General features: G+C 44.2%; 21 protein-coding genes. 5 read left to right on the forward strand and 16 right to left on the reverse strand.

Going from position 1 to position 26,774, the window contains the following annotated elements:
- From MHI14_RS16005 to MHI14_RS16015, 3 genes are all read right to left on the reverse strand, one after another.
- The gene (locus MHI14_RS16005; protein ID WP_339309454.1) at positions 1–1,014 is read right to left on the reverse strand and encodes a cytochrome d ubiquinol oxidase subunit II; all 1,014 of its coding nucleotides are present in this window, start codon (positions 1,012–1,014) and stop codon (positions 1–3) included.
- Positions 1,014–2,378, reverse strand: a complete 1,365-nt coding sequence (locus MHI14_RS16010) for a cytochrome ubiquinol oxidase subunit I (protein WP_339309453.1) — start codon at positions 2,376–2,378, stop codon at positions 1,014–1,016. Before MHI14_RS16010 ends, MHI14_RS16005 begins: the two co-directional genes overlap by 1 nt.
- Positions 2,379–2,766: 388 nt before the next feature.
- Complete coding sequence (locus MHI14_RS16015) at positions 2,767–4,161, reverse strand: MFS transporter (protein ID WP_339309452.1); 1,395 nt, start codon at positions 4,159–4,161, stop codon at positions 2,767–2,769.
- A gap of 111 nt (positions 4,162–4,272) precedes the next feature.
- Here MHI14_RS16015 and MHI14_RS16020 point away from each other — a divergent pair, with 111 nt between their 5' ends.
- Positions 4,273–5,154 (forward strand): LysR family transcriptional regulator, encoded by an 882-nt coding sequence (locus MHI14_RS16020; protein WP_341130752.1) that lies wholly within the window; start codon positions 4,273–4,275, stop codon positions 5,152–5,154.
- Positions 5,155–5,178: 24 nt separating this feature from the next.
- Positions 5,179–5,745 (forward strand): GNAT family N-acetyltransferase, encoded by a 567-nt coding sequence (locus MHI14_RS16025; protein WP_341130753.1) that lies wholly within the window; start codon positions 5,179–5,181, stop codon positions 5,743–5,745.
- Positions 5,746–5,831: 86 nt separating this feature from the next.
- Here the strand turns inward: MHI14_RS16025 and MHI14_RS16030 are convergent, their stop codons facing one another.
- The 4 genes from MHI14_RS16030 to MHI14_RS16045 form a co-directional block, all read right to left on the reverse strand.
- Positions 5,832–6,803 carry a hypothetical protein gene (locus tag MHI14_RS16030; RefSeq protein WP_341130754.1) on the reverse strand — a complete coding sequence of 324 codons (972 nt, stop codon included), beginning with the start codon at positions 6,801–6,803 and terminating at the stop codon, positions 5,832–5,834.
- Positions 6,800–7,294, reverse strand: coding sequence for an RNA polymerase sigma factor (locus MHI14_RS16035; protein WP_339309444.1), 495 nt, complete (start codon positions 7,292–7,294; stop codon positions 6,800–6,802). The genes MHI14_RS16030 and MHI14_RS16035 overlap by 4 nt, the downstream gene beginning before the upstream one ends.
- Before the next feature lie 185 nt (positions 7,295–7,479).
- Positions 7,480–9,060, reverse strand: a complete 1,581-nt coding sequence (locus tag MHI14_RS16040; RefSeq protein ID WP_341130755.1) for a histidine-type phosphatase — start codon at positions 9,058–9,060, stop codon at positions 7,480–7,482.
- Positions 9,061–9,302: 242 nt separating this feature from the next.
- A complete protein-coding gene (locus MHI14_RS16045) occupies positions 9,303–9,722 on the reverse strand; it encodes a DUF3237 domain-containing protein (RefSeq protein WP_341130756.1) in 420 nt (139 codons plus the stop codon).
- A gap of 137 nt (positions 9,723–9,859) precedes the next feature.
- Between MHI14_RS16045 and MHI14_RS16050 the strand changes: the two genes are divergently transcribed.
- A complete protein-coding gene (locus tag MHI14_RS16050; protein WP_341130757.1) occupies positions 9,860–11,062 on the forward strand; it encodes an MFS transporter in 1,203 nt (400 codons plus the stop codon).
- A gap of 16 nt (positions 11,063–11,078) precedes the next feature.
- The gene (locus tag MHI14_RS16055; RefSeq protein WP_341130758.1) at positions 11,079–11,699 is read left to right on the forward strand and encodes a TetR/AcrR family transcriptional regulator; all 621 of its coding nucleotides are present in this window, start codon (positions 11,079–11,081) and stop codon (positions 11,697–11,699) included.
- Between the two features lie 90 nt (positions 11,700–11,789).
- Here the strand turns inward: MHI14_RS16055 and MHI14_RS16060 are convergent, their stop codons facing one another.
- The 7 genes from MHI14_RS16060 to MHI14_RS16090 all read right to left on the reverse strand — a co-directional run bounded on the left by MHI14_RS16060 (position 11,790) and on the right by MHI14_RS16090 (position 23,063).
- Entirely contained in the window at positions 11,790–14,051 is a 2,262-nt protein-coding gene (locus MHI14_RS16060; RefSeq protein WP_341130759.1) for a glycoside hydrolase family 3 N-terminal domain-containing protein, read from the reverse strand.
- Between the two features lie 151 nt (positions 14,052–14,202).
- Positions 14,203–15,123 (reverse strand): carbohydrate ABC transporter permease, encoded by a 921-nt coding sequence (locus MHI14_RS16065; RefSeq protein WP_215077816.1) that lies wholly within the window; start codon positions 15,121–15,123, stop codon positions 14,203–14,205.
- Between the two features lie 15 nt (positions 15,124–15,138).
- Positions 15,139–16,080 carry an ABC transporter permease gene (locus MHI14_RS16070; protein ID WP_341131712.1) on the reverse strand — a complete coding sequence of 314 codons (942 nt, stop codon included), beginning with the start codon at positions 16,078–16,080 and terminating at the stop codon, positions 15,139–15,141.
- A 176-nt stretch (positions 16,081–16,256) separates the two neighbouring features.
- On the reverse strand, positions 16,257–17,933 hold the full coding sequence (locus MHI14_RS16075; protein ID WP_341130760.1) for an ABC transporter substrate-binding protein: 1,677 nt from the start codon (positions 17,931–17,933) through the stop codon (positions 16,257–16,259).
- Positions 17,934–17,975: 42 nt separating this feature from the next.
- Entirely contained in the window at positions 17,976–19,637 is a 1,662-nt protein-coding gene (locus MHI14_RS16080; RefSeq protein ID WP_341130761.1) for an ABC transporter substrate-binding protein, read from the reverse strand.
- Positions 19,638–19,758: 121 nt separating this feature from the next.
- On the reverse strand, positions 19,759–21,471 hold the full coding sequence (locus tag MHI14_RS16085; RefSeq protein WP_341130762.1) for a sensor histidine kinase: 1,713 nt from the start codon (positions 21,469–21,471) through the stop codon (positions 19,759–19,761).
- Between the two features lie 5 nt (positions 21,472–21,476).
- On the reverse strand, positions 21,477–23,063 hold the full coding sequence (locus MHI14_RS16090) for a response regulator transcription factor (RefSeq protein WP_341130763.1): 1,587 nt from the start codon (positions 23,061–23,063) through the stop codon (positions 21,477–21,479).
- A gap of 107 nt (positions 23,064–23,170) precedes the next feature.
- Here MHI14_RS16090 and MHI14_RS16095 point away from each other — a divergent pair, with 107 nt between their 5' ends.
- The gene (locus MHI14_RS16095) at positions 23,171–23,329 is read left to right on the forward strand and encodes a hypothetical protein (RefSeq protein ID WP_341130764.1); all 159 of its coding nucleotides are present in this window, start codon (positions 23,171–23,173) and stop codon (positions 23,327–23,329) included.
- A 326-nt stretch (positions 23,330–23,655) separates the two neighbouring features.
- Here the strand turns inward: MHI14_RS16095 and MHI14_RS16100 are convergent, their stop codons facing one another.
- Both MHI14_RS16100 and MHI14_RS16105 read right to left on the reverse strand, forming a co-directional pair.
- The gene (locus tag MHI14_RS16100; RefSeq protein WP_341130765.1) at positions 23,656–25,971 is read right to left on the reverse strand and encodes a glycoside hydrolase family 95 protein; all 2,316 of its coding nucleotides are present in this window, start codon (positions 25,969–25,971) and stop codon (positions 23,656–23,658) included.
- A gap of 288 nt (positions 25,972–26,259) precedes the next feature.
- On the reverse strand, positions 26,260–26,685 hold the full coding sequence (locus tag MHI14_RS16105; protein ID WP_091030461.1) for a MarR family winged helix-turn-helix transcriptional regulator: 426 nt from the start codon (positions 26,683–26,685) through the stop codon (positions 26,260–26,262).
- Positions 26,686–26,774 lie beyond the last annotated feature (89 nt).

Here is a 26,774-nt window from a genome sequence, read left to right on the forward strand (position 1 = left end):
TTATTTTTTCCCTTTCACATAATCCGCATCAAACAGAAACAATTTGAAGACCAGAATCAGAGAAGGAATTAACAGGCACAGACCACCGATAAACACAACGACGAGTGCAAAGCCCATTGCAGGTGATGTGGCGCTGCTCTGAATGGTGATGAATGGATCCAGAATGTAAGGATATTGCCCAATCCCGTAAGCGAAAAAGGCTGTGAAAAATTGCAGCATGATGCATATAAAAGCTAAACCGTAACGCCGTCCGTTATATAACAGCCACATGGCAATCATGAAAAACGCAACGGAAAGCGCCAGCAGCCACCATAAATCCATCATATTTTGAAAATGACGCTCATTGTGTTGACCCAAATATATAAATGCAGTCAGCGCGAGAATAATGGTCGGTGTGCTCCAGAACAAAGCATAGTTCCGCATCAGCTTCAATGCCGAATGGTCCTCTGCGCGAGAAGCGTAAAATGTGAGAAATGATCCGCTAATGAACAATACGGACACGATGGCTAGACCAACGATGCTCCACGATAATGGATTCGTAAACAGCGCCCAGTAATCCAGGGAAACGGTATCCCCTTGCTTCAAAATAAAGCCACCTTCTGAGAGGGTCAGTGCCACTGACAATGACGCTGGAATAAGCAACCCGGTAGCCCCGTATAAAAACAGATATACGACGTTATTTTTGGAACCATAATTCTCGAAAGCATAGAACGACCCACGAATAGCAAGTAAAATGACGGCAATACTTCCCGGAACAAGCAGCGCGGAGCCATAATAGTAAGCAGTATCCGGAAAGAATCCAACGATGCCAATATAGAAAAAGACAAAAAATACATTGGTGATCTCCCAGACCGGTGATAGATAACGGGAGATCAGACGATTAATCAGGTGATCCTGCTTTGTCAGGCGTGCATAAAAGGCGAAGAAACCTGCTCCAAAATCAATAGAAGCTACAATAAGATAGCCGTACAAGAACAGCCAGAGTACGGATATACCAATCAATTCATAACTCATCAGGCCTGATCCCCTTTCTTGGCTGATTGATCATGCTTCTGTTCCAACCATTTCTCCATCTCAAGCTCCGCAGGATTATTATTGAACAGACGTCTCAATACGAGAACACAGATGACGCCGAGCACGATGTATAGAAGCAAGAAGACGAAAAATAAAATTCTTACACTCGGTGAAGAAGTAGCAGCCTCTTCCACTCGCATATAACCTCGGATGATCCATGGCTGCCGCCCGATCTCTGCATAGAACCAGCCCATTTCAACAGCCAGAAAAGCAAGCGGTGCACTAAGTGCAACCATACGAAGCATCCACTTGTTAAACTGATTACGTTTCTTCCAAAACACAAACAGGAAGTACAGACTTGATATAGCAAGTAGAGCAAATCCAATTCCAGCCATTAGATCAAACAAATAATGCACAAGTAAGGGCGGGTGTTCATCTGGTGGAAATTCATTCAGCCCGGTAACCTCGGCGTTAAAGTCTCCAAAGGCAAGGAAACTGAGCAGTTTCGGCAAATGAAGAGCGCCTATAATTTCATGTTCTGCATTCAGCCATCCCAAAAAAATCAAATCCGCTCCGCTTTCCGTCTCGAAATGCCACTCGGCAGCTGCGAGCTTCTCCGGCTGATGCTCAGCCAAAAACTTGGCAGACACATCTCCAGCTAAAGAATTTAATAAACTGAATACCAGCACAACGGCCATCATGAGATTCAAGCCTTTTTTGTGGTAGGCCGACACTCCTTTTCTCAGCATCGCAAAGGCTGCTATTCCGGCTAACAGAGCAGCTCCTGTCAGATAAGCCGAGCTTAATACATGGAATACTTTGGAGAACGTCGCCGTATTCAACATCGCTTGCACGGGGTTCACTGCCATGAATTGACCTGCTTCCATGACAAAACCTTCAGGCTGGTTCATGAATCCGTTCACTGTTGTAATAAAAACAGCAGACATGCCTGCCCCGGCGACAATCGGAATAGTCAGCAACCAGTGGATATACGGATTTTTGAACCGATCCCACGTGTACAGATAAATGCCCAGGAATATCGCTTCAAAAAAGAATGCGAACACTTCCATAAATAGTGGCAGTGCAATGACATTCCCAGCCAGCTTCATAAAATTCGGCCATACCAAGGCCAACTGCAGTGATATCGCTGTGCCTGTCACGACACCTACCGCGACAGAAATGACAAACCCTCGTGACCACCTCTTTGCCATAAGTATGTAATGGTGATCCTTCTTCCGAATGCCGATGAACTCTGCAATAGCAATCATCAAAGGTACACCGACACCCAGCGTTGCAAAAATCACGTGGAATCCCAGCGTCAAACCAGTCACTAGCCTGCTCCATAACACCGTATCAATAGCCATTCTTTGTGTTGCCTCCTTTCAAACTCTGTTCATTTTTTTAACATTCAATATCAGCTTCGGCCAAGCTCAATGCAGAGTTGCGAAAAATTTCACAAAGTTAGGTATGACGATATCTTGCCACACCTTTATTGCGTTTACTCCTGTTGGCTCCAGCATTGGATGCCTATTAAAATCTGATATTGATGCACTTAAAGTACTAACCAAGCCTATTAATCAAAATTATTATATCTTTATTTTTACCTAATTCAATCAAAGACACGTCTTCTACCCTAAACGTTCAAGAAAGGATCAACTCTTTCTGACAACTTGGTGAAAAACAAAAAATACACCCAATGGAGCTATTGATTCATTGGGTGTAAACGTGCTATTGCACGGCAGATTCGCTATTTTACTTGCTTACTTGCTCCGGACTCTCCGCACCTGCTTCGCGATGTACGCTCATGATGATCAGTGATGCAGCTAATATCGTAAGGATGATTCCAAGCATCTGAAATCCTGTCACATTGAATGTATCCCCCATGACAATCCCAATTAATAACGACGATAAGATGGTTCCCAGGTAGCGTGATGTATTAAAAATACCCGATGCGACTCCGATCATTTCTTTGGGTGTGCTTTTGAACAGAGCTGCTTGCATGCCGACCGCGTTTAGGCCGTTACTTATTCCAAATAAAGCTAAGGCAACAATGACAATGAAGATTGGAGAAGTTTCGTTCATAATAACGATCAATATAGAGCCAAATGTCATTAAAGAAGCGGATACGATTAGAGCTGGCCGTGATCCTGATCTGTCAATCCAGCGCCCTGCGATCGGTGCAATAATGACTGAACATAACCCCAAAGCTAGCATGCTCATTCCTGTATGAACTTCATTGAGATGACGTACCTGCTTCAAAAACGTAGGAACTCCAAAAAAAAGTGCGTAAAACAGGATGTTCACCAGCATGTATTGCACATTCACCCAAGTCATCTCGGGATATGAGGCAAACGTGCGCAGAGGGATAAAAGGCGTGCCTGCTTTTAATTCATGTCGGATGAACATGACGAGTACGATTAACCCGATCCCCCCTGTCAGCAGATGCCATGTTGAAATATCTCCTGTGGAACTTACTGAAAGTAAACCGATGAGCAGAGTCACCAAAGCTACCGTAAACATCAGGATACCTGGTGCGTCAATTAACGCAAGCCATTGCCGAATGGACATGTGACCAGAGATAGACGGAGATTGCTCGTCCTTCGGGATTGTTTTCCAGGCGAACCAAAAGCTTGCCATGACAAACGGAATATTAACGAAGAATATGCTCTGCCAGTCCCACCAATGAATCAATACTCCACCAACAAAAGGTCCAACTGCAGCCGCTCCTGAAAGGAATATAGCCAAGGTGGACAAGGCGGAGGCTTGTTTTTCAGTCACGTTCATTCTGACAATCGCCATTCCAACGGCCACCATCATGCTTGTGCCAATCGATTGAACGATCCGGAATACGATGAGCCACGAAAAACTGGGAGACCACGGAGCTAGCATGGACGATACAAAAACAATAACAAGACCCATGAGGAAGATCTTCCTGCGGCCAAACAAATCACTACACTTGCCCATAACGGGTTGAGCGACAGCACTGGCAATGTAAAATGATAAAATAATCCACGAAACGGCTGTAAAATTAAGTTGATACACTTGTTGTAGCCTGGAGATTGCCACCGAAATCATGGAGGAATTCAACGGATTCAACATAATTCCAAGTCCAACAGCTAACATCAATCCTTTATTTCGAACGTTCATTGGTGCACCTCTCTCTCTCTTCTGCTGTTATCTTACTTGAACGTATTCATTTATTCCAACGCATTATATGTTATGATTTGATGAACTAGAAGGAATGAAGGAATGGTGCAAATGGAACTTCTTCAACTAAACTATTTCCTGACGGTGGCCCGATGCGAACATGTTACGGAAGCTGCGGGAAAGCTTCATGTCACGCAATCCTCCCTGAGCAAAACGATACAACGATTAGAGGACGACCTTGGAGTCCCTTTATTTGATCGAATCGGGAGAAAGCTGCGACTAAACGACTTTGGAAGAACATTTCTTCAACGAACTGAAAAAGCCTTATTTGAATTGGAACAAGGAAAGCGGGAAATCGCTGACCTCTCCAACCCGGATCAGGGTACACTGCAATTGGCGGTGACTACGGCAAGCACATTGCCAGGCATACTGCGGGAATTCCGAAAAAACAAGCCGGATATTCAGTTCCATGTGCAAATGGTTTCGTTAGAAAACATGTCCAGACTTCTACATCGAGGCGAGGTGGACTTTTGTCTCTCCTCCCCTCCGATTCAAGGTGACGATATCGAATGTCAGTTATTATATGACGATCCGATTGTAGTCGCTGTTCCTATGGGTCATCGATATGCAGACCGAACCAGCATTCAATTAACCGAGCTTAAGGACGAGTGGTTTGTTGGGGTGAAGCAAGGGTATGGGGTTCGTGATATGGTAGATTCCGTATGTCAATCCGTTGGTTTTGTACCGAAGTATGTGTATGAAGGTGATGAGCCTGCAAGATTAACAGCCCTTGTTGAAGCGGAGATCGGTCTCGCGTTTATACCTAGCACAGCCAGAAACCCGCATGAGCGCATTAGATATCTTCAGGTAGAGGAACATCAACTCGTTCGGGAAATCGCTCTACTTTCGCACAAAAACAGGTATATTTCCAAAGCCGCTTTAGAGTTTCGCAGCGTAGTTATGGACTATTTCAATGCTATGCCACGAGCATAAATTCAATCCAGAGGAGATGTCATTTTGATATTAAAACCAGAAAAATTTGATCATATTTCAGAGACAGAACGATTAATAATCAGACCACTACAGAAAGACGATTATGAGAATTGGTTGAATGAATTTGAAAATCGCTTGCCCTCCCAGCACCGCCATGATAAAGGGAAAATGGATATGAGTGAATGTACACCGGATTGGTTTCACGATCTGGTCGATCGACACCAGGAGTTAGCGCGTACAGATGCCGTTTATGTATTTGGTGTCTTTAGAAAAGAAGACGGTACACATCTGAGTATGATTGATATTGCTACCTTGGCAAGAGATCATTTTCAATGGGGAAGCTTCGGATACACGATCCATAATCAGTATTGGCGAAAAGGTTATGGGAAAGAAGCAGTGAATGAAGCACTTCATATTGCATTCGAACATTTGAAGTTCCACCGCATAGAAGCCCATATCAATTTGGATAATACCCCTTCAGTAAAGTTAGCTGAAAGCGTGGGTATGGAATTTGAATGTGTACGTAAAGGTTTCATACATGAAAATAATGAATGGACCGATCACTTGGTGTATTACAAAAATTCTATTTAATCTAATCCGACCGATAATCAAAAAGCGAACAAAGCACTTGCGTGCCCTGTTCGCTCTTTTGGTGCAGCCAGATTGCTGTCTTCGCCTTACTCGCCCAAGCTGTTCCAGAATGATTGGAACGCGCCTTTCTCCACTTCCAGGAATGCCGGAACATTACCGTAACGCACCAGACCATCACCAAACAGAACCAGTGGGACCTGCGTTTTGTCTTCCAGTGTGAGATAGATGATCTTGCGATCCTCCTTGCCGTAGAGGTTCTCTTCCAACTCCGGGCTCGTTGCGATCGGTTTGGCAGCATTTAGCGATGAGATAAAGCTGTCCAGTGCTTCATCCGCTGCTAACGGTTGAAGCTGCTGCAATCCATTATTCCAGCTATTAAACGTCTCCCATTGCGCCGAGGCGATGTTGCCTTCGAGATGAAGCTTGCCGATCAGGTCGGCACCAGTACCAATGGTGATCCCGTTGTTCTTGTCAAATAGTTGAGCATACACCTGACCATCAATCTCGGTGTATGACATGATGCGGAAGTCCTTATCGTAGCCATTGACCGCATAGATGTCTGCTTCGCCAATGTTGGAAGCAAGCTCCGTGTATTTATCCTGACCGCTCAGCTCATTGATACCGCCAGTTGTTGTACCCAGTTTATCGCCGCGCAGGCTGAGCGCATTGGTGCTGTCAAGCAATGTTGGGGACTGTGTATATACATTTCCTCCATAAACAACCAGTTGCATCATATCAGCCATCGCGCCTTTACCTTGTGAATCCGGCAGCTCCATCTTCGGAATCACAATCGGATCGAACGACGCGCCTGGAGTCACCGCTGCCACCTGTGGTGTGGGTGCGGCTGGCCCATTGAATTGTTGCCATACACTTGGCGCAGCCAATCCAATGCTGGCAGCGATAACAACACTTGCTGCAATGTATAGTGATTTACGTTGACGTTTTGGTCCCTGATGTTGCGTGTTTAAGGATTGCTCTACCCGTTTTTTCATTTGCTCGTTTGTTTTCATATGATCCACCGCTTTCTTGTAGTTTTGTTTGAATTGTTCTTCGTTCATTCCAGTTCCTCTCCTTCCAGCTCCAGTTTTAACAGCTGTCTTCCTCGTTTTAATCTCATTTTCACTGCTGATTCGCTAATCTCCAGGATCTCGCTGATTTCTCGGATCGGATAATCTTCGTAATAATACAGATGAACCACCGATCTATACTTGACGGGCAGTGACAGCACAAGTTCGATCAGCGCGTGATCTTCAGGGTTGTCTGTTGTAAGAGGATCTACTCCCTCCAGCTTGACCTCCCGTTTGCGCCAGCCTCTGCCTAATAAGGATTTGCAATGATTGGTGATGACCCGGATCAACCATGCTTTCTGGTGCTCCGCATCGTTGAACGTAGGGGCTTTTTCTATTAGTTTGATGAAGGTATCCTGAGTGGCTTCCTCCGCGTCTTCCCGTCTGCCGAGGTGCACCATGGCAATCCGGAACAGCGTATCTGCGTATGTCTCATAAACTTTCATCACATGATCGCCCAGCTGGGGCACTGATCGCTGCATGGTTGTTATGCCCTCCTTTATACCTCTAACACTCTTACGGACGGCATTTGGTCACATTTTGTTTTAGGATTTTTTTATTGATCCATTTCATTCAAAATGCAAAAAAAGAAAGCAGCTCCATGGAGAGGAGTTGCTTTCTTCATCTTCGTCTTTATTTTCATATAAAATGCATATCGTATCCCCAACTAGAATTTCTTCTGTAAAAGTTCGATATTATCTTCCAAGCTGCTATCTAGCTCTACGCCTACCTTCTGCAGTTTGTTTTGGTAATATGTCTTCACATCATCCCATTTATAGTACGGATAGGTCTTTGTTTCAATCGGGAACGCAATTTCTTCTTCATTTCTAAGCATCTTTACAAGAACATCCTTACCATTGGAATACAGAATCCATTGGATGTTTGCTCCCATCGGTGAGATGACCGATCCGTTCCAGTTTTTGGTTACCTCCTGCGGTTTGTCGATACTAACATTAGCTCCGGCGATATCCAGAAATGAAGATAGTGGAATAATGGTTTCTGCATGAGCAAAACGAAATACACCAGCCGTGTCTTTCTGCTGAATGGACTGGTCGGTAGACACGATCAACTCTTTGACCAGAGGTGCAATGATATTTTGCGGCAGATCCGTTGACGTTAAAGATGGACCTTTTTCATAAAAGCCATTGATATTATCAACGCTCTCGTACCATTTCAACTGATTAGCCGTGAAATACCGCCCGAATTCGAAGTCACCTTCTCCTTTAATATTCGAAGAAATGATGTAGAGTTCATATAGATTAGAAGCAGCCTCGGTTGGGTTGCTGAGCTTCACTTTTCCTTTCTCATCCTTCAATTCAAACTCTCCAGAATTCAGCCGTTGATAGAAGTTTTCAGAGAAAAATTGCAAAAGGACCTCTTTTGCATAACGCGTTCCAGTGTTCTGTGTGACATAATCCTCATATAATTTAACCCAGTCTCCATCTTCTACATACTCGTTATACTTCGTAGCCAAGTCGTAGGGCCGTAGATAGGGGTCTTTCCCTTCTTCAAAGGCTGAAGCCAGAATGTCTACCTTGTTATCTCCCAAGCTTTCCTTTAACCCGTCAATAAACTGATCTCTGCTCTGCGGCGTTCGATCTTTGAAGGTTGCCTGAGCAATCACTTTTTTATCCGATGTAAATAGTTCTTTGAAATTCTGCCCAACTCTGGCCCCTATTCCTTTCAGTTCTTCTCCACCCGTAGTGGATAACAATCCATAATGATCTTTTTCAACCTTCATCAGATTGCCAATTTCCTTCTTCAGCTCTTTGCCCAGATTAGTGATCTGCCCGTCCTTTTCAGCGATGTCGAGCAGTTCAAAGAGTGTCTTGTCGTACTTGGAACTGGATAGATGTCTGGAACCATGTCTCCCTATGTAGTTAATAAATATGGGTTCATATCCACTAGGAGCTTTTGTATAACTTGTTTCCTTAAAAGGATATGGCGTTTTGGTACCGCGGTATCCCTGCTGATCGTTCATTTTTTGTCCAACAAACACCGATTGGGTGTTGTTATCCCAGTCTACCTCTTGCCCCAAGGCTTCCCCAATCGCTCTTGCAGGTACATAAGTGACTCCATTGTAGAGAAACGATTCGCCTTCCACCCTTTGACCGTTCACAACCACGTTAGCCGATTGTTCGGACACTTCGATCATGCGTTTGGAGCCTGCGCCATATACGTCAAACACACTTACAGACGTTAAAATGGCGAGTGATGCTACTGAAATCCCGATTTTTTTGATCATCATAATGAATAGTCTTCTCCTTATTTCGCCTGATATTGGTTTATTTTCGCTCATCATACTATAGGTGAGAAGTGTCTGCGCAGTATCCATCCTATGTTAATTGATTGTAAAAGAATACATATAAATATTGAAGCAAAGTCTCATACGACAAAAAAGAGCCGCTTATTTAGCGACTCTGAATCAACATCACAGGCTATCTTGCTCCGAGACACATGAACAAAATAGTCATCACATGTCTCGCATTATCATAGCGCCCTGTATATTTTTATATCTATCCCTGACTCCGTCGGATGACCTTCTCCAATAAGTGTCTCACGGTTCAAGAAGGATAAGGCTTTGCTGTCTGTAATCATTTTGGGGGAAGTACGAAATAAAGCAGTTTTCAGCGTTTTATCAATATTTCCGTTGTTTTCGATATAAATTTTGCAGGAATGCCCTGTGTAATCCTTGCCTTGGATCATGTATCTTGCCGATAGAGTATGCGGATCACCATCCTTCCCGATGATCTGCGTATCCACTCCTCCACCCAGCACAGTTCCCTCAAAGTACTTTCCGGTTACGCTGCCTGTAAAAGTAATCATAACAACCGAATCATCTTCGCTATTCTGTAAATCAAATGATTTCTCAATGTTCACATGTACCGTAAACAATTCCTCTAATTTCACGTGTTCCCACCTCCATGTGAATTCAATTATAACTCTACTCACTAAAAAAAAGATTTACATATTTCCTTCAAATCATTTAAAATGATTTACACAATGTAAAGGTTAACAAGATGTAAATGAAGGGGTTAATGACGTACATGAGTACATTACCAAAATCAGTTCGCTTTCCACTGTTCATTCTGATGTTAAATCTGTTTATCGCTTTATTGGGGCAAGGGATGCTCATCCCCATATTGCCGGAGTATTTGAAGCTTTTTCATGCGGGAGGCACAGTAGCAGGATTTTTAGTTGCAGCCTTTGGTGCCGCTCAATTCTTCTTTTCACCTCTCGGAGGACAACTGTCTGATCGATTTGGACGCAAAAAGTTGATCATCGCCGGTATGTTTCTGTCTGTCATTTCAGATATCATATTTGCGCTGTCGACGTCATTACCGTTCCTCTATGTCGCACGGTTTATCGGTGGAATCAGTCTCGGTTTAATGGTTCCTGCCAACCTCGCATATGTCGCCGATATTACAACGCCAGAGACACGTGCAAAAGGCATGGGCTATTTCGGCGCAGCTATGAACTTGGGGATGGTGCTGGGACCTGGTCTGGGCGGTCTCATCGCCGAGATGGGTATTCGCATGCCCTATTTCTTCGCAGCGGGTCTGGGACTGATTGCGGCACTGATGACGCTGCTATTGCCTGAGACACTTCCACCGGAGAAACGAAACGTCTCCATCCGTCTTCAAAAAGGAGATCACTTGGGCAAGAAAATCTGGAGTTCATTTAAAGTCCCCTATTTCAAATACTTGATTGTGCTGCTCGTTATGACCTTTGGCCTTATGAGTTATGAGACGGTATTTGCTCTTTTTGCAGAGCAAAAATACGGATTCGACGCAGCTACGATCTCCATCATTATTACCTTGGGTGCGATTATCGGTATCATTGTGCAGATCTGGCTTTTAGATTGGTTCGTACAGAGAATCGGTGAAGTTAAGTTGATCCGTCTCTCCTTAATAGTCACACCCATAGCTTTATTGTTAATGTTAATTAAGGTCAACCTAGTTTTTCTGCTGTTCTCTTCTGCCTTATTCTTTGCCTTTAATTCGTTTTTGCGGCCTTCGGTCAGCACGTTAATATCCAAAAATGCAGGAGATCGGCAAGGTTATGCATCGGGTCTGAATACTACATTTTCCAGTCTCGGAACGGTGATTGGCCCGCTGATCGCAGGGCTATTGTTTGACAAAAACATAAACTTCCCGTATATTTTTGGTGCAATTATGCTACTCGCTTCTCTCGGACTGACCTTGAACGCATTTCGTTCGAAGAAAGGACAATTGTATACAAGTGAATGAAAACTGGCATCAACAATTGGGAAACAAACATCGTGATGATTTGATTGCAGCAGGTAAGGAGCTTTTTTTGAAATATGGATTGCTTCAGGTGAAGATTAAGGATGTATGTACAAAAGCTGAACTTAGTAGAGTGACCTTTTATAAACATTTTCAGTCTATGGATGAGCTTCTTCTAGCCATTCAGATGCAACTGATCGAACATTTAACGGATGAGGTTAGCCGTGCTTCAACGAAGGACTTGAACGGGCGGGAACAACTCACGGTTATGTTGAATGCATGGGTTGTTTATGCCGAGAATCATCCAGACTACATCCGGTTTATTCAATTATTTGATATCAACTATGAGATGTATGATTTTAGTCCTGAATTAAGAGAAGAGTATGATAAGTTCAACCAGAACGGGAAAGAAAAACATTTCCTGATGGGCGCTTTATCCCAAGGTGTTGTTGACGGCAGTATTAAGAATCCGTCCCCTCCGTTGGATCTGGCTCAGTTTATCTTCACAACGATGATGGGCATGCTCCAGCGCATGGTAACTATTCGTGCTGCTCATGATAATTCATTGGATATGCGAATGACGGAGCAATTTGTGAAGATGCTGCTCCATTTTGTTTGTAGTGAAGAAATACCTGAGTAATGGCATGGTAGATGGATCGATAAAACAAAAGTTTGAAATAAAAAACGGATTCCGTATGCTGGAATCCGTTTTTTATTCATTAATTAAGCGTTAATCCTTTAGTACGGGCAATTGTCCTCCAGCTTTCAGTTGACCAAGCAATACTTTGATCCCGGCAGACGTATTGGGCTCCTGCTTTCCATACACAGCAATTCCTGAGCGCACGTTTTGCAAATAGATCGTTTCGTAAGGGTTACCGAGTGAGAACAGCGTGTATCGCTGATTACTCTTGTTCATCGCATTAATCAAGGTTTGATAATCACTCCAACCGAACTGGCTGGCCACGTTACGGAATTGGTAAGAAGCAAGAATGACATAATTCGCCTTGCCAATTGCCTGGAGCGTTTCATTCATTTTGCCTTGACCAACAAGTGATATTTCAGTTTTTAACGACAGATTATTAGCGGCTTGCAACAGTTGCTTCTCCAGCTGTTTCGCCTGTTCCTGCTCAGCTGCAACAATAACAACCCGGTCGCCTTGTTTAATTGGATCAGGAAGCACACCTTCGCGACTGCTGAGTACAGTGACCGCCCGCTCTGCGATTGTCTGCTCCACTGCTCGGTGTGCCTTCGATCCGATGATACCGTTAAGCTGAGTTAGCTTTTGCGCAAGAGTTTTACTGTCTTCAAACAAACCATATTTCGCTTTCATCTCCAAGATTCGTTTCACAGATGCATGTATGGTTTCATCCTTGATCGTTCCATTGTTCACCGCGTTCACCAGTGTTTGATGGGCCGCTGCTGAATCTTTTGGCATAAGGATGATATCAACACCTGCGGAAACGGCGCGTTCTACCGATTGATTCTCCCCAAAATGCTCCGCAATTGCATTCATGGTAAAGGCATCCGACACGATGAGTCCTTCATATCCCAGTTCTCCGCGAAGAAGTCCTGTCAGTACCTTTTTCGATAAGGTGGCAGGAATCGGCACACGTTCACCATCTTTGAGCGAAGTAACATGTTCGTTGTCTATGGCAGGGAAAGCAATATGCGCGGTCATAATCATCTCTACACCATTTTTGATTGCAGCCCGAAACGGTTTTAATTCTACCGCATCAAGCCGTTCTCGGTTATGGGCCAACACAGGCATACCAAGATGGGAATCTACTGTTGTATCTCCATGTCCCGGAAAGTGCTTAACTGCCGCCATCACCCCTGATTGCTGGAGCCCTTTAATCGTTGCGAGACCAAGCCGTGTCACCAAATCCGCATCCGAGCCAAAAGACCGTATACCAATGATGGGGTTATCGGGATTGCTGTTGATGTCCAGCACTGGCGCAAAATTGATCTGCAATCCCAGTGCCTTCAGCTCCTCCCCAGTTAGCTGACCAGCTGCTTCGGCTAGCGTTGCATCTCCAGTTGCGCCAAGCGCCATTTGACCTGGCAGGTTCGTGCCGCCTGGTATTCGCTTAATAACGCCTCCTTCTTGGTCGATGCTAAGAAATAGAGGAATGTCACCTGCTTCTCTTTGTATATCATGTGTGAACGTTGTAAGCTGCCTCGCGTCAACAATATTTTTGTCAAAAAGAATAAGCCCGCCCAAATCTTGATCATGGATACTGCGTTTCAGCCCTTCATTAACGGTCGTCGTCGCTTTACCATTCCATTGCCTAATGTCAGGCATAAGCATCTGACCAACTTGCTCGCTTACCGTCATATAGGATATCAGCTTATCCCAATCTTGTGTCCGAATGGCCGCTTCACGTTCGAAGCGAATTACTCTGGCCATAAATACGGCATATTCAGCGCGCGTGACAGCTTGATTCGGACGGAAGGTGGCATCTGAATAACCGCCGACCAAGCCGTTTGAACTCATAATAAGAATGGGTGCTGCTGCCCAATGCTTGTCCGTATCTGTCCATTTTGCGGGGTTCTTACCTTCCACGAGTGCATATGCCCGTGTAAGGAAGGCCGCAGTCTCTGCGCGGCTAAGTGGTGCGTCCGGACGGAAGGTTCCGTTAGGAAAACCACTTGCAAGTCCATTTTTAGCAGCTATCATGATTTCTCGATGGAAAGGGTGTGTCGTTGGAACATCCGAATAGGTTGTGCCTTCCACTGCTCTCTGAAGCTGATCTGGATAAAGCTCCCGCACCATAAAAGTGACGGCTTGTGCCCGTGTCACAAGTGCCTCAGGCTTGAAAATCCCATTGCCGTATCCAGCCACTGTTCCCCGTTTCGCCATATACGTGATGCCATCCTCTGCCCACTTTGAATACTTTAGATCAACAAACGTTTCTTCTGCAGCTGCCGTTCCCACCCCTATAAGCATAGAGCCGACAACGGCACCAATAATCGTCATCCATTTTACATGCATTTGTTTCACTCCTGTTGTATTCTATGGATGAATAGACGCTACTACGATACAGTTTGTTGCGTTTTCATACTTCTATGAAATGATGAAACTTTACGTTGAAGGATTTTTTGTCCCCCATGTTAATGCTGATCAGTATCCGTCATGTACTTGACTATCCCTTCACACCGCCAATTGTCATGCCCTGTACAAAGTATTTCTGCAAGAACGGATACACCATCAGAATAGGAACGCTTGCAATAATGGTCATGGTCGCTCGAATTGATGTTGGCGTAACCGCCGTTGCATTGCTCTCGGCAGACTGATAAGCATCACTTGCTGACGAAGTCGCTGAGGTCGTTGAAGTTTGCAGAATCTTCATCAATTCATATTGCAACGTGCTTAATTCTTTATTGGAAGAGTTGTACAGGAATACATCGAACCAAGAATTCCATTGTCCCACAGCTACAAAGAGTGATACGGTTGCCATTGCAGGAATCGTTAGCGGCAGGACAACGCGGATAAATGTTGTGAACTCCCCTGCCCCGTCAATACGGGCTGACTCTAGAATGCCTTCAGGAAGACCTTCAATAAAAGAACGGATGACAATCATATTGAAGACACCAATTACACCCGGAATGATATATACCCAGAAGGAACCGATCAATCCAAGGTCCCGAATCAGCAGATAACCGGGGATTAACCCCCCGCTGAAGTACATGGTGAATACAAAAAACATCGTAACAAACTTGCGAAGTACAAATTCCTGACGACTAACCGTATACGCGAGCATGGCTGTACAGAAGACGGACACCACGGTTCCAATGACCGTACGCAGCGCCGAGATCAGAGTGGCGTGATAAATATCGGATTCGCCAAAAATGTATTTGTAGTTGTCCAGTGTCCATACACGAGGCCATAGATATATTCCACCTCGAATGGCATCGTTTGCATTATTGAAGGATACGGCAATCATATTAACAAAGGGATAGATCGTCACAATCATCAGACATACCATGAAGATCATGTTAATGGTGTCAAACGCTCGATCCCCGGTGCTGCTATTCCGCAAGCGGGATGTGTTTCCTTTTCGCATGGCATAGGCCTCCTTTTAGAATAGTCTGCTCTCTCCCATTTTTTTCGCTATATAGTTCGCTGAGAAAAGGAAGATGAAGCTGACCACAGTTTTGAATATGCCGGCTGCTGTACCTAAGGAAAAGTTCCCCATCCCTAATCCATATTTCAGTACAAAGATGTCCAGATTCTCCGAATAGTCCATATTCATCCCGTTACCCAGCAAATATTGTGGTTCGAATCCGGATTCAAGAATACTTCCCATGTTCATGATCAACAAGATCACAATAACCGGTTTCAAGCCAGGCAGGGTGATATATAACATCCGTTTGAAGCGACTGGCGCCATCAATCTCGGCAGCCTCATATTGCGCAGGATCAATTGCCGTAATCGCTGCCAGATAGATAATGGTGTTCCAACCGACATCTTTCCAGACCTCAGTTGCCCCCAGAATACCCCAGAAGTATTCACCTTTCCCCATCCATAGTACCGGACTGTCAATCAAGTGAAGCTTCATCAGCAACAGATTAATAATTCCGTCTGGTGACAGGACGGTTAATACAATGCTGGAGGCAACAACCCACGAGATAAAGTGAGGCAGATAACTGACAGTTTGCACAAAACGTTTAAATATGACATTTTTAAGCTCATTTAATAAAAGGGCCAGTGTAATTGCTGTCACAAATCCCAACACCAGTTTAATGGAACTCATGACGAGTGTATTTCGCAGTACCCGGTAGAAGGTATTATCTTCAAATAACGTACTAAAATGGTGCCAGCCTACCCACTGCTGATCGGAGAAGGACCTCGCTGGTTTGAAATTCTGAAAAGCCATGGTCCATCCCCATAACGGCAGGTACTTGAAGATAAAAGCCCAGATGACAAACGGTATACACATCCAGGCAAGTGTTCGTTGTTGCACAAGACGTTTGAAGAACGAATGTGCTCTGGTTCCCTTCGAATTCGAGGCTGGCGGCATCGAGTTAAGGGAGACATTAGGTTTCTCCACGGTGAACCTGCTCCTTTCCTATGCTGTTCATCATGCGAGGAGAAAGCGGAGTTTATGCTCTTTCGTCTCTCCTGCGCAAGTAACAGTTTGTTTTAAAGAGATTGTTCAAAAAGTCCGCTTTTGAACACGCATTTAAAGTGTTCGTATTACCATTTTCCTGCTACACGATCCTTCACAACTTTGGTAATGGTCGCTTCATAACCAGCTTTGTCCAATTTGTTCAATTCGGCCATGTAGGCATCCCACAGCTTATCAAAATTCGATGGTGCTCCCAAGATCATTTCCGGTAAGTATTTACGTTGTAGATCATCCGATTTGGTGGTGAAGATCTGTTCAGGTGATCCTTGTTCAAGGGCGATGGACCATGCGGGGAACCATGGCCGCTCTTCCGGTTTGTTAAATAATTCACTAAAGGTTTGGATACCGTAGGCTTCAAGGAACTTCTTGTCTCCCTCGGTGTAAGATGCAGCGGCTACTTCTGGCTGGTTGCCAGGGCTATAAGCGTTACCATCGGTAAGTGTAGATTCACCGCCATATCGAGGCCAGTCTGATCCGAAGTAAGTGAACCCGAATTTACGGCTCAGCTCCAGATCATCATGGGCTTTGCGTTGATCCTCATTTGCAAAATAAAATCTGCCCTTATCATCCACACTGTACGTCTCGTCCTTGATTCCCCATTGCACCAGCACCTGATTCTCTTCCTTCAGCAAATTATCGAAATATTTAATGATACGAACAGGGTCTTTGGCATTCACCGAGATGCCTGTTGCATAGTTGTTGACAAAGCCCGGAGGATCAACATACTGATCCTTAATTCCTTCATCAAACACAATCGGAAGTGGTGCATAACGTTTCTCATCAATGCCTGCCGAGAGCAGGTTTTTCGACGCGTCTCCAACCTGCCAGCCATAATTGAAGTATCCTAACACACGACCCGAAGTCAGTTTGGCCAAATACTGGTCTTTATTCATCGTAAAGGATTCCGGATCAAGCATGCCTTGAGCATTGATTTCATTCAACTTCTGAATCCATTTTTTCTGGGCATCTGTTCCGGCGACAACTTTTGCCTCATGGTTAGTCATGTCCACCATGACACTGCCATCGTTCGGATAACCGGCAAGATGCATCGCTGGATTTTGCAGCGTGAAGAAGTTATTAGCCACACCCGCAAGTGACACAAATCCGATTGTCTCTGCACCGTCGACAGTTGGATGTTTTTCCTTATAATCCTGAATTAGATCAAAATATTCATCCAGTGTAGTGATCTTGGGATAATCAAACTCTTTGAGCACAGATCGCTGAATCCAGAAAGCTCCTCCGCCAACATTTGGACTACCTGAATACTCACCCTGATTAGCCGTATAAGGCAGCGCATAGATTTTTCCGTCTTCGGCATTTTTCATTTTATCGAAGTATGGTCCATACACCCTTTTGATATTAGGGCCGTATTCCTCAATTAGATCATCCAGCGGAATATAGGCACCGGCATCCAGTAACTTGGACATCTCACCACTGGAGCTAATGACATCAGGATAGTCTCCACTGGCAATCATGACACCGGCTTTTGTAGCACTATCACCTACCAGATATTCCATCTTCCAGTCCACACCCGTCTGCTCTTGCAACGCTTTACCGATGGTTGTTTCGCTTGCCAGAACATCCTTCTTGCCTGGAGAGAACATGTAATACGAGAACGTGACTGGACTGTTCTCATCATCACCTGTGGTTGAAGGCGCTGATGACGAACTGTTCTGACTGCACCCAGCCAGCAAAGCTGTTAGTAATACAGCTAAACCCGCTGTTCTAAATTTTGGTTTTAACATGTGAATATTCCCCCGTTCCGTGTTTTCTCTTATGGATTACACTCACCATTTGCCAGCTACACGATCCTTAACTGCCTGTGTTATCGTAGCTTCGTATGTTTTCTTGTCGAGTTGATTCAATTGACTCATATATTCATTCCATGTGTTCTCGAATGTGGAAGGCGAATCCATAATCATTTTGGGTAAATATTTCTTCTGGAGGTCTTCTGCCTTGGTGATAAAAATCTGTTCAGGAGAGCCTTGCTCCAATGCAATGGACCAAGCAGGAGACCAAGGACGCTCATCCGGTGTGCTGAATAGTTCTGTGAATGTCTCCACACCATATTTCTCTAACAACAGCTTGTCACCGTCCGTGTAACTAAAGGTAGCCACTTCTGGTTGATTGCCTGGTCCATAGGCGTTGCCATCCTCCAGTACGGAGTTATTACCGTAACGAGGCCAGCTGTAATTAAAATAGTCAAAGCCGAACTTACGACTTAATTCCGGATCTTCATGTGCCTTGCGTTGGTCATCATTTTTAAAGTAAAAGCGGCCCTCATCATTCACACTATACGTCTCGTTCTCAACACCCCATTGAACCAGAATCTGGTTTTCTTCCTTGAGCAAATTATCAAAATATTTAATAATTCGCACGGGATCTTTGGCATTTACCGTAATTCCGACACCATAGTTGTTCACAAAACCTGGTGGGTCCACAAACTGGTCTTTGACACTGTCATCAAATACGATCGGTAGAGATACATATCGTTTATCGTCAATACCAGCCTTCTTGAGGTTATTCGTTGCGTCTCCAACCTGCCAGGAGTAACTGAAGTATCCCAGCACCCGACCGGATGTCAGCTTGGCGAGATACTGATCCTGGTTCATTGTGAAGGATTCGGGATCAAACATCCCCTGTGCGTTAACCTCGTTCAGCTTCTGAATCCATTGTTTTTGATAATCAGATCCGGCTACCAGTTTGGCTTCATGACTCTGCATATCCACCATCACACTGCCATCGTTTGGATAACCTGCAAGATGCATGGCCGGATTTAGCAGGGTGAAGAAGCTGCCCGACTCACCCGCAAGTGTGGCGAAGCCGATGGTTTCTTTTCCATCGATCTGCGGATGCTTTTGCTTGTATTGCTCAATCAAGTCAAAATATTCGTCCAGCGTTTTGATCTTGGGATAGTTGAACTCTTTTAACACAGCACGCTGAATATAAAAGCCGGTCTGGAAGTTAGGCTCTGACACATAACCGATGTTGGCAGTATATGGCAAGAAATATATCTTTCCATCCTCCTGTCTGAATTTGTCCATATAAGGCCCGTATACCCGCTTGATGTTAGGCCCGTATTGATCGATCAGTTCATCCAGCGGGATAAAAGAGCCCGCATCCATCAATTTGGCCATTTCACCACTGGAGTCGATGATGTCGGGGTAATCCCCACTCGCAATCATTACACCTGCCTTGGTTGCACCGTCGCCGACCAGATATTCCATCTTCCAGTCAACGCCCGTTTGTTCCTGTAACTTCTTGCCAATGGTCGTGCTGCTTGCCAGAATGTCCTTCTTGCCACCGCCAAACGTGAAATATTTAAAGGTGACCGGGGTGTTGTCATTACTGTCAGGATAAGAGGCTTCCGGGCTGGCTTTATTACAACCTGCCAGGGTTACAGCCAGTAAAATGGCCAGACCTGTTATAATGTTTCTTTTTCTAAACATGTAGCAAATGCCCCCTTAAAGTAATGTTTTTGTCTTTAAGCCTTCTCAATATATCAAGATAGCGCTTTCAAAGTTACCCATGAAAGTGTACCTCCTACTTTGAAAAGTATATCCTTCATATTTAGTCGCCTGGCATGGCTGATGGATCAAGTGGAAGCTTAATTTGGATACGCGTACCTTCTCCTTCCCATGTCTGGATGTCGAATGTAAAGTGATTTTTATAACAAAGTTTTAAGCGACTATACGCATTTTTCATGCCAACATGCTCTCCCATATCGGTGTTTTGATCCAGGTAACTTAGCAACTCTTCCAATTTTGCTTGTGACATCCCTATACCGTTATCCGTTAGTCTGATATGGAGCTGGTCATTTTCCATTGAAACAAAGAGTTGAATGATGCCTACACCCGGAGATGACTCAATTCCATGAATACTTGCATTCTCAACAAAGGGGAGGATAACCATCTTGGGGATTCGGTACATCAGTACCGCAGGATCTGCCTCAATGGTATATTGGAGTTTTTCGCCAAAGCGGTATTTCTGAATTTGCAAAAAACTCTCGATGAGTTCCAATTCTTCCTTCACTGTCACATCATTCTGATTCCAACTAATCGACTTGCGAAACATCTTGGCCATGTTATGCACGATTTTGGCAGTCTCTTTCTCGCCTTTTATGAGGCTCCGCATACGTACCGACTCAAGGGTATTAAACAAAAAATGAGGGTTGATCTGACTATGAAGTGCATGAAGCTGCGCTTGCTGCTGCTTTAACTCCAGGTCTTTCTTTTGGATGTCAGCGAGATATACCTCATGAATCAGGTTATGGATCGTCTCGGTCATTCGATTAAATTCCATCGTAAGTTGACCTATTTCATCTCTTGCATCTTCAGGCGGAATCGTCTGGAAATTTTGTGTTTTTACTTTTTTCATATGTTTCAGAATACGTACCAGCCTGACATGGATGGATCTGGACATCGCCGCGATGATAATAGAAGGCAGGACAAAATTAATGCAAGCCAGCCATACTACGAAGGAACGGGACTTTCGCACCTCCTTCAACACAATTTCTTCATCCATTACTCCATGTAGGGACCAACCTTCCAGATAGTTAATGCCTGTATACGTAAGTTCAAAGGGAATCATTTTGTTCGGAAACTGGATCTCGCTGTAACGTTTCCCTATCTGAGCTTCTGCTGTAGGATCATTTGAAAATTGGATGTGTCCCCCCGGATCAAGAAGATACACTTTTCCATCAAATCCGCTGTTGTGAAAATACTGCTTGATCATATCCATATTCAGGTCAATTTTAAGTAACTGCTCTCTCCCCCCTGTGTCCAGATTGTCGAGCCGTTGAACCAGACTTATCATCTGATCCGATGAGATCAGTGCTGGATAAGGGGCGGTGTATGCCTGAAATTGAACGTACCAGTTAGAGCTTCGGACCACGTCAGTTAAACGATCAATATAACCGGAAGATAGAATGGTAGAATTATCGGTATACACTTGATACCAGCGAATTCCCTGATTCAATTGACCGGAGAATTGCCCTTTTAGATAGGAATTATAAGCGTCAATGTACTCAAAATGACTTTGAAATGAACGGGAGATGGTGTCATTGAATACAGGGTCAGTATATAACGAATAAGAGAGGCCGACGCCCTGATCAATGGTTACCCGCAGGTCGTTCTTCAGATTGTTCAAGGCCATGCCGGCATCACGAGTTTTCTGACTGCGAATATTGGCGGATGTGACATTGTAGAACACCACATTGGTAACAACGATGGGAATAAACACAGATAAGACATACATGAGCAGTAACTTATCTCGAAGCTTCATGTAATTCAGGTTCCATCTTGGCATTGTGCACCTCGCTCCTCATTTGCCATAAGGAGATTGCGATACTCTGTAGGCGATAACTTAACCAATTTCTCAAACTGGGTTACAAAATAATCCGCATTCTGAAATCCTACGCGTGCAGCGACCTCGTACATTCTCAGATCCGTCTGGCGCAATAACTTCTTCGCTTCATGAATCCGCAGGTTCAGCAGATAGTCATTGAAATATTGATTGTAGCTTTTGCGGAATAACCGCCCAAGATAAACGGGATTCATGTAGAAGAGCGCAGCAATGCTTTTGAGATTGATGTTCTCGGTATAATTTGCATCAATATATCGTTTGATTTTGCTGATATCCCCTTTGGATTGCTCCATCCGCAAATGAGAGACATATTCCTCGGCTTCCTCCAGGGCGATAAGAAAAGCATTCTTCAATAGTCGTAAATTCCAACCTTCATGACTTTGTTGTGCCAACTCCTTTAGCTGCTGCAACCCTTCATCATTCCCACCCATTTCGTGGACCACAGCGAGAATACCCGTTATACAACGCAATAGAGAACCCGATACAGCCTGAGGAGAAAATCGATTCATATGGAACCGTTTGAATTTCTCTTCTACAATGTTGTGGTAAGCAGGCCTATTACCCTCTTCCAGGCTCAAAATTAATTGATCCACCTCGTCCTGGTATACATTGAAAACAAACAGCGGTTTGTCTTTGATCTCCGTATAACGCACGATACCACCAGTTTCAGCATATTTATGCTTGGCTGCTTCTTCAGCCGCCATAAGGGATTTCGGGACATCGCCAATTTCTTTGACGAGTGTTCCTGCGTAAAGGCCGATGTCCAGATTGAGCTTTTTGCTCAGTGTTATATGAATACTATGCAGCTTATCCTGTAACGCCGAGCCTCCTTGATCGTGTTGAGGCCACAACAGTAATAAAGCAAACATGCCGCGTTGTTGCTCACTGATGAACATTTTGCATATATTACTTTCCAGAGCATGTACTGCTTCACGTAGCTGTTCGATGGTGATTTTAATTTCGCCTAATCCTGTCTGAAGTTCAATCAACGTCATAAGCAGACTGGAGCTACGATTGATCCCGAGCATCTCGGCATATCGATGTTCATCCTCCTTCTGTACATGGCCTTTGATCATATCCTCCAGCATGATGTTACTGGCTTGTCCCTCACCCAAGAGGATATGTTTTCTTTTATTGCAAATGAGTTTAGCTGACTTCTGCAACGTCGCTGTCAGTTCTTCATCATCAATAGGCTTCAGGATATAGTCATGAACACCGTACCGGATTGCCTGCTGTGCATATTTGAAGTCATGATAACCACTAATGATAATGAACACAGGTTCCAGATGTGGCATTTTCTCTACGGCACGTATAAGTTCCAGTCCATCCAGGATTGGCATACGGATATCTGTTATAATCACGTCTGGTTGCAGGCATTCAATCAGATTTAATGCTTCTACACCGTTCTCTGCCTCTCCGATAATCTCCATATTAAGATCCATCCAATTTATGAGTTCATACAGCCCCTTTCGTACATACATCTCGTCATCTACCAGTAATACTTTTAACATCCGTGTGTCCCCTTTCCTCCAACGAAAATAAACCGCCGCTAGCATGTCTCCCTATCGGCGGCATCTAATATGGTGACTGTTGTAGTTATTGCATAATAAATTCATTCATGGCGCGCATAATCCCAATAGTCGCCAACGAGGCCTTCAATGATCGATCCACTGGCCCATGGCATCAGGCAAAACCAGGTGCTGGCTGGCGTACCATCCGCATATTTTTCAGTGACCGGTCCTTCCGAATGACAGAAGCGTTCTACTTCGCGCCGTGAAAATCAGATCCATCTTTTCCTCCAATCGCGTTGCACACACCCGATTGTAAACGCTTGCAATTATGTATCCATCATGCTAGGATGGTTACATTTTATAGGTTCACGTCTGCAATTTCATTGCATAAACAGCTATATTTATTGCGCGAAACGACAAGGAGGTCATATATCTGATATGAATGAGACTTCAGAATACCTGTTTGATAAATTTTATTTGCATTGAGCAAAAACACGCCAACTCTTGCCTATATCTTATCTCAGCCAAGAAAAAGAGCGAAGACCGGCAATTTTGTCAGCCGGTCTTCGCTCAGGTAAACGTTAACGCCCTATTAATTATTCCAGTTATTTCCTTTTAATTCAATCAAAGTATTGGGGCCTGGAAAGGTTAATTCTATCTTTTGGTCCAGATAGGATACGGTTACTCTTGATTCTGCAATAGAGCGAATTCTGGTATTGAATAGACGACCATTTTCCCATTCCAGATCTATTTCAAATCCGCCACGAGCCCGAATACCACGAATATATCCTTTTGGCCACGCTGCCGGCAAAGCAGGTAACAATCTGATTACTTCGTTATGACTCTGGAGAAGCATCTCTGCTATACCTGCAGTACCTCCAAAGTTCCCATCAATTTGAAATGGAGGATGGTCACAAAACAGATTGGGTAATGTGGAGGAACGTAGAAGTTCCACGATGTTATCGTGTGCAAGTTCCGACTCCTCTAATCGTGCCCACATGTTGAGAATCCACGCCCTGCTCCATCCTGTGTGTCCACCACCGTGTTCCAGTCTTCTGTCGAGTGTTACACGAGCTGCCTTGGCCAGATCAGGCGTTGATAGCAACGTAATTTGCGTTCCAGGATGCAAAGCGAATAAATGGGAAATATGTCTGTGTCCAGGTTCCATTTCATCATAATCGTTACTCCACTCTTGGATCTGGCCATGTTTGCCAATGGAGGTCTCCGGTATTTTGGTTAAAGCACTACGGAGCACATCTCCAAATTCCTGATCTTCTTGCAAGATCCGGGTACTTTCAATGCAACGCGTGAAGAGTTCTCTAATAATCTGATTGTCCATTGAAGCACCAAAACATAAAGCTCCCGACTCTCCATTATCTAATATATAGCGATTTTCCGGTGAGGATGAAGGACATATCACCCAATTACCGGAAGGATCCTCTATTAGATAATCCAGAATAAACATAGCCGCATCTTTCATCGTGGAGTAGACTTTTTTGAGAAACTGAACATCCTTATTGTATTCGTAGTGGTCCCATAGATGTAATGAAAGCCATGCTCCTCCCATGGTCCAAAACGTCGATGTCATGCATACATCCTGCGGAGCAGCGTCTGCCCAGATATCCGAGTTGTGATGAGCAACAAACCCCTTGCATCCGTACATGGTTCTAGCGGTTTCCTTTCCCCGGACTTGCAGTCGATCTATAAAATCAAACAATGGAACGTGACATTCAGACAGATTGCAGCTTTCTGCAGGCCAGTAGTTCATCTGTGTATTAATATTAATCGTATATTTGCTATCCCATACAGGAAGCATGTCTTTATTCCAGATCCCTTGAAGGTTTGCCGGTAAAGAACCTGGACGGCTGCTTGAGATAAGCAGATAGCGACCAAATTGAAAGTATAGACCCATCAGTTCCGGATCATGCTTACCAGCTCTAAGCCGCTCAAGGCGCTGATCGATTGGAAGTTCGGAACATATCACATCTTTATTTTTATCTTCGAGATGTATATCCATCTTTTCGAATAAGGATTGATAGTCCAAGACATGATCAGCGAGCAGTTCGCTATATGGTTTTGCGGAAGCAGCATCAATTCTGCGGAGGCACTCCACTTCGAGTTGTTCCTTGGGTACTCGGAAATCCGTGCAAGCCGTGATTAGAATAGTCGCTGAATTACCATCCTTCAGAGAAAGCTGACCGCTTGAATAATGAACCTGCCCCCCTTCAGATATAAGGCGAATCCCGCAACAAAATCGAATTCCTTCTTCTCCCCCACTTCTTCCCCGGATGATCAAGTCATGCGTTCCACGCTTCTCGATCCGGTCCAGATAGGATTGGAAACCAACAGGATGCTTAAGAATATCGGAATAGGGTGTTGATTCCAGAACGGTTCCCCTGCCAAAAATAGTGGAGAAAGATAACTTTCCAGGCACGCTAGATTTGAGATGAACAACGAGCACTTGATCCGGGTAGCTAGAAAAATAATCACGGCTGTACATGGATTGATCTGCGGTATAATTCACGTTTACCTTGCCTTGTTCCAGATCGAGATGTCTTTGATATCCATTCGGTTCATGTTCACTGTGATCCATAGCGATATAGAAGTCCCCTAATGGCTCATAATGCCTTTGCCCGTCAGGAACACCCACCAGCGTATCTGCTGCGAGTTCTTCTGCTTCCCTAATCTTACCGTCAAAAATCAGGCTTCTGATCTGAGATAAAGATTCAAGTGCTTGAGGATTATTCCGCTGCATCGGTCCACCATACCACAGACTATCTTCATTAAGCTGAATTCTCTCGATCTGTGTTTTCCCAAAAATCATGCCTCCAAGAGTTCCATTTCCGATAGGCAATGCCTCTTCCCATGTTCCAGCAGGTTGATTAAACCAGATATTTTTGGTCTTCACGTTAAAACCTCCAACGAATTATAATTCCTCACATTTTTCATGTTTAGTGTGTTCCGTTTGTATGTTCTTTCAGTGTACTGTAATCTCTTAAGCATCTAAATGAACAAAATTAACTTGAATTATCACAATCTTATCCCAGCATTAGAGGTGTAATCGTAAATTCCGAAACTGACAGTACAAATTCTTTGTTCTGGACAAGGACATATAGCTATTGGCAATAAAAAAAGCCGCTATAATAGCGGCTCTGTTTCGTTCATTTCAGCTAGTTTACATGAAGCTTGGCATAAGTTATAAGATATTTCGCTCCATTTGTTGCATGAATTGCCTCAATATCAGCCGATCTTCCGAAGAAATGGATTGAAGGAGTTTCTCTTGCTGCTCTTTCCATTTATACTCAACCGGTTTTTCTAATTCTTTGCCCTTATCGGTTAGAAAGATACGCATGATCCTTGCATCCTGTACATCACGTTTGCGATATATAAATCCGTTCTGTTCCAGTGATTTGACCATGTTTGTAACCGTTGGTGGTTCGCATTTCATATGTTCACTTAGTTGCATCTGTGTTACCCCATCACCCAACCACAGCCGATACAACAAATTATCTTGTCCTACATAGAGATTAAGTTCCCGAAGAGATTCACTATAATTTCGTCGCATTTGGGAGGAAATTCGGTCTAAAGACTGTCGAATTTCACAATCTACTGTATCTGTCATGAACGATCCCTCCCTAACATCCGAATTATATTTAGCAGACTAAATGTATCATGGAGATATATAGGTGTCAATTCACCTTAGTTTCGTCT

It is taken from the genome of Paenibacillus sp. FSL K6-2393, assembly GCF_038002545.1.
Taxonomy (GTDB): Bacteria; Bacillota; Bacilli; order Paenibacillales; family Paenibacillaceae; genus Paenibacillus.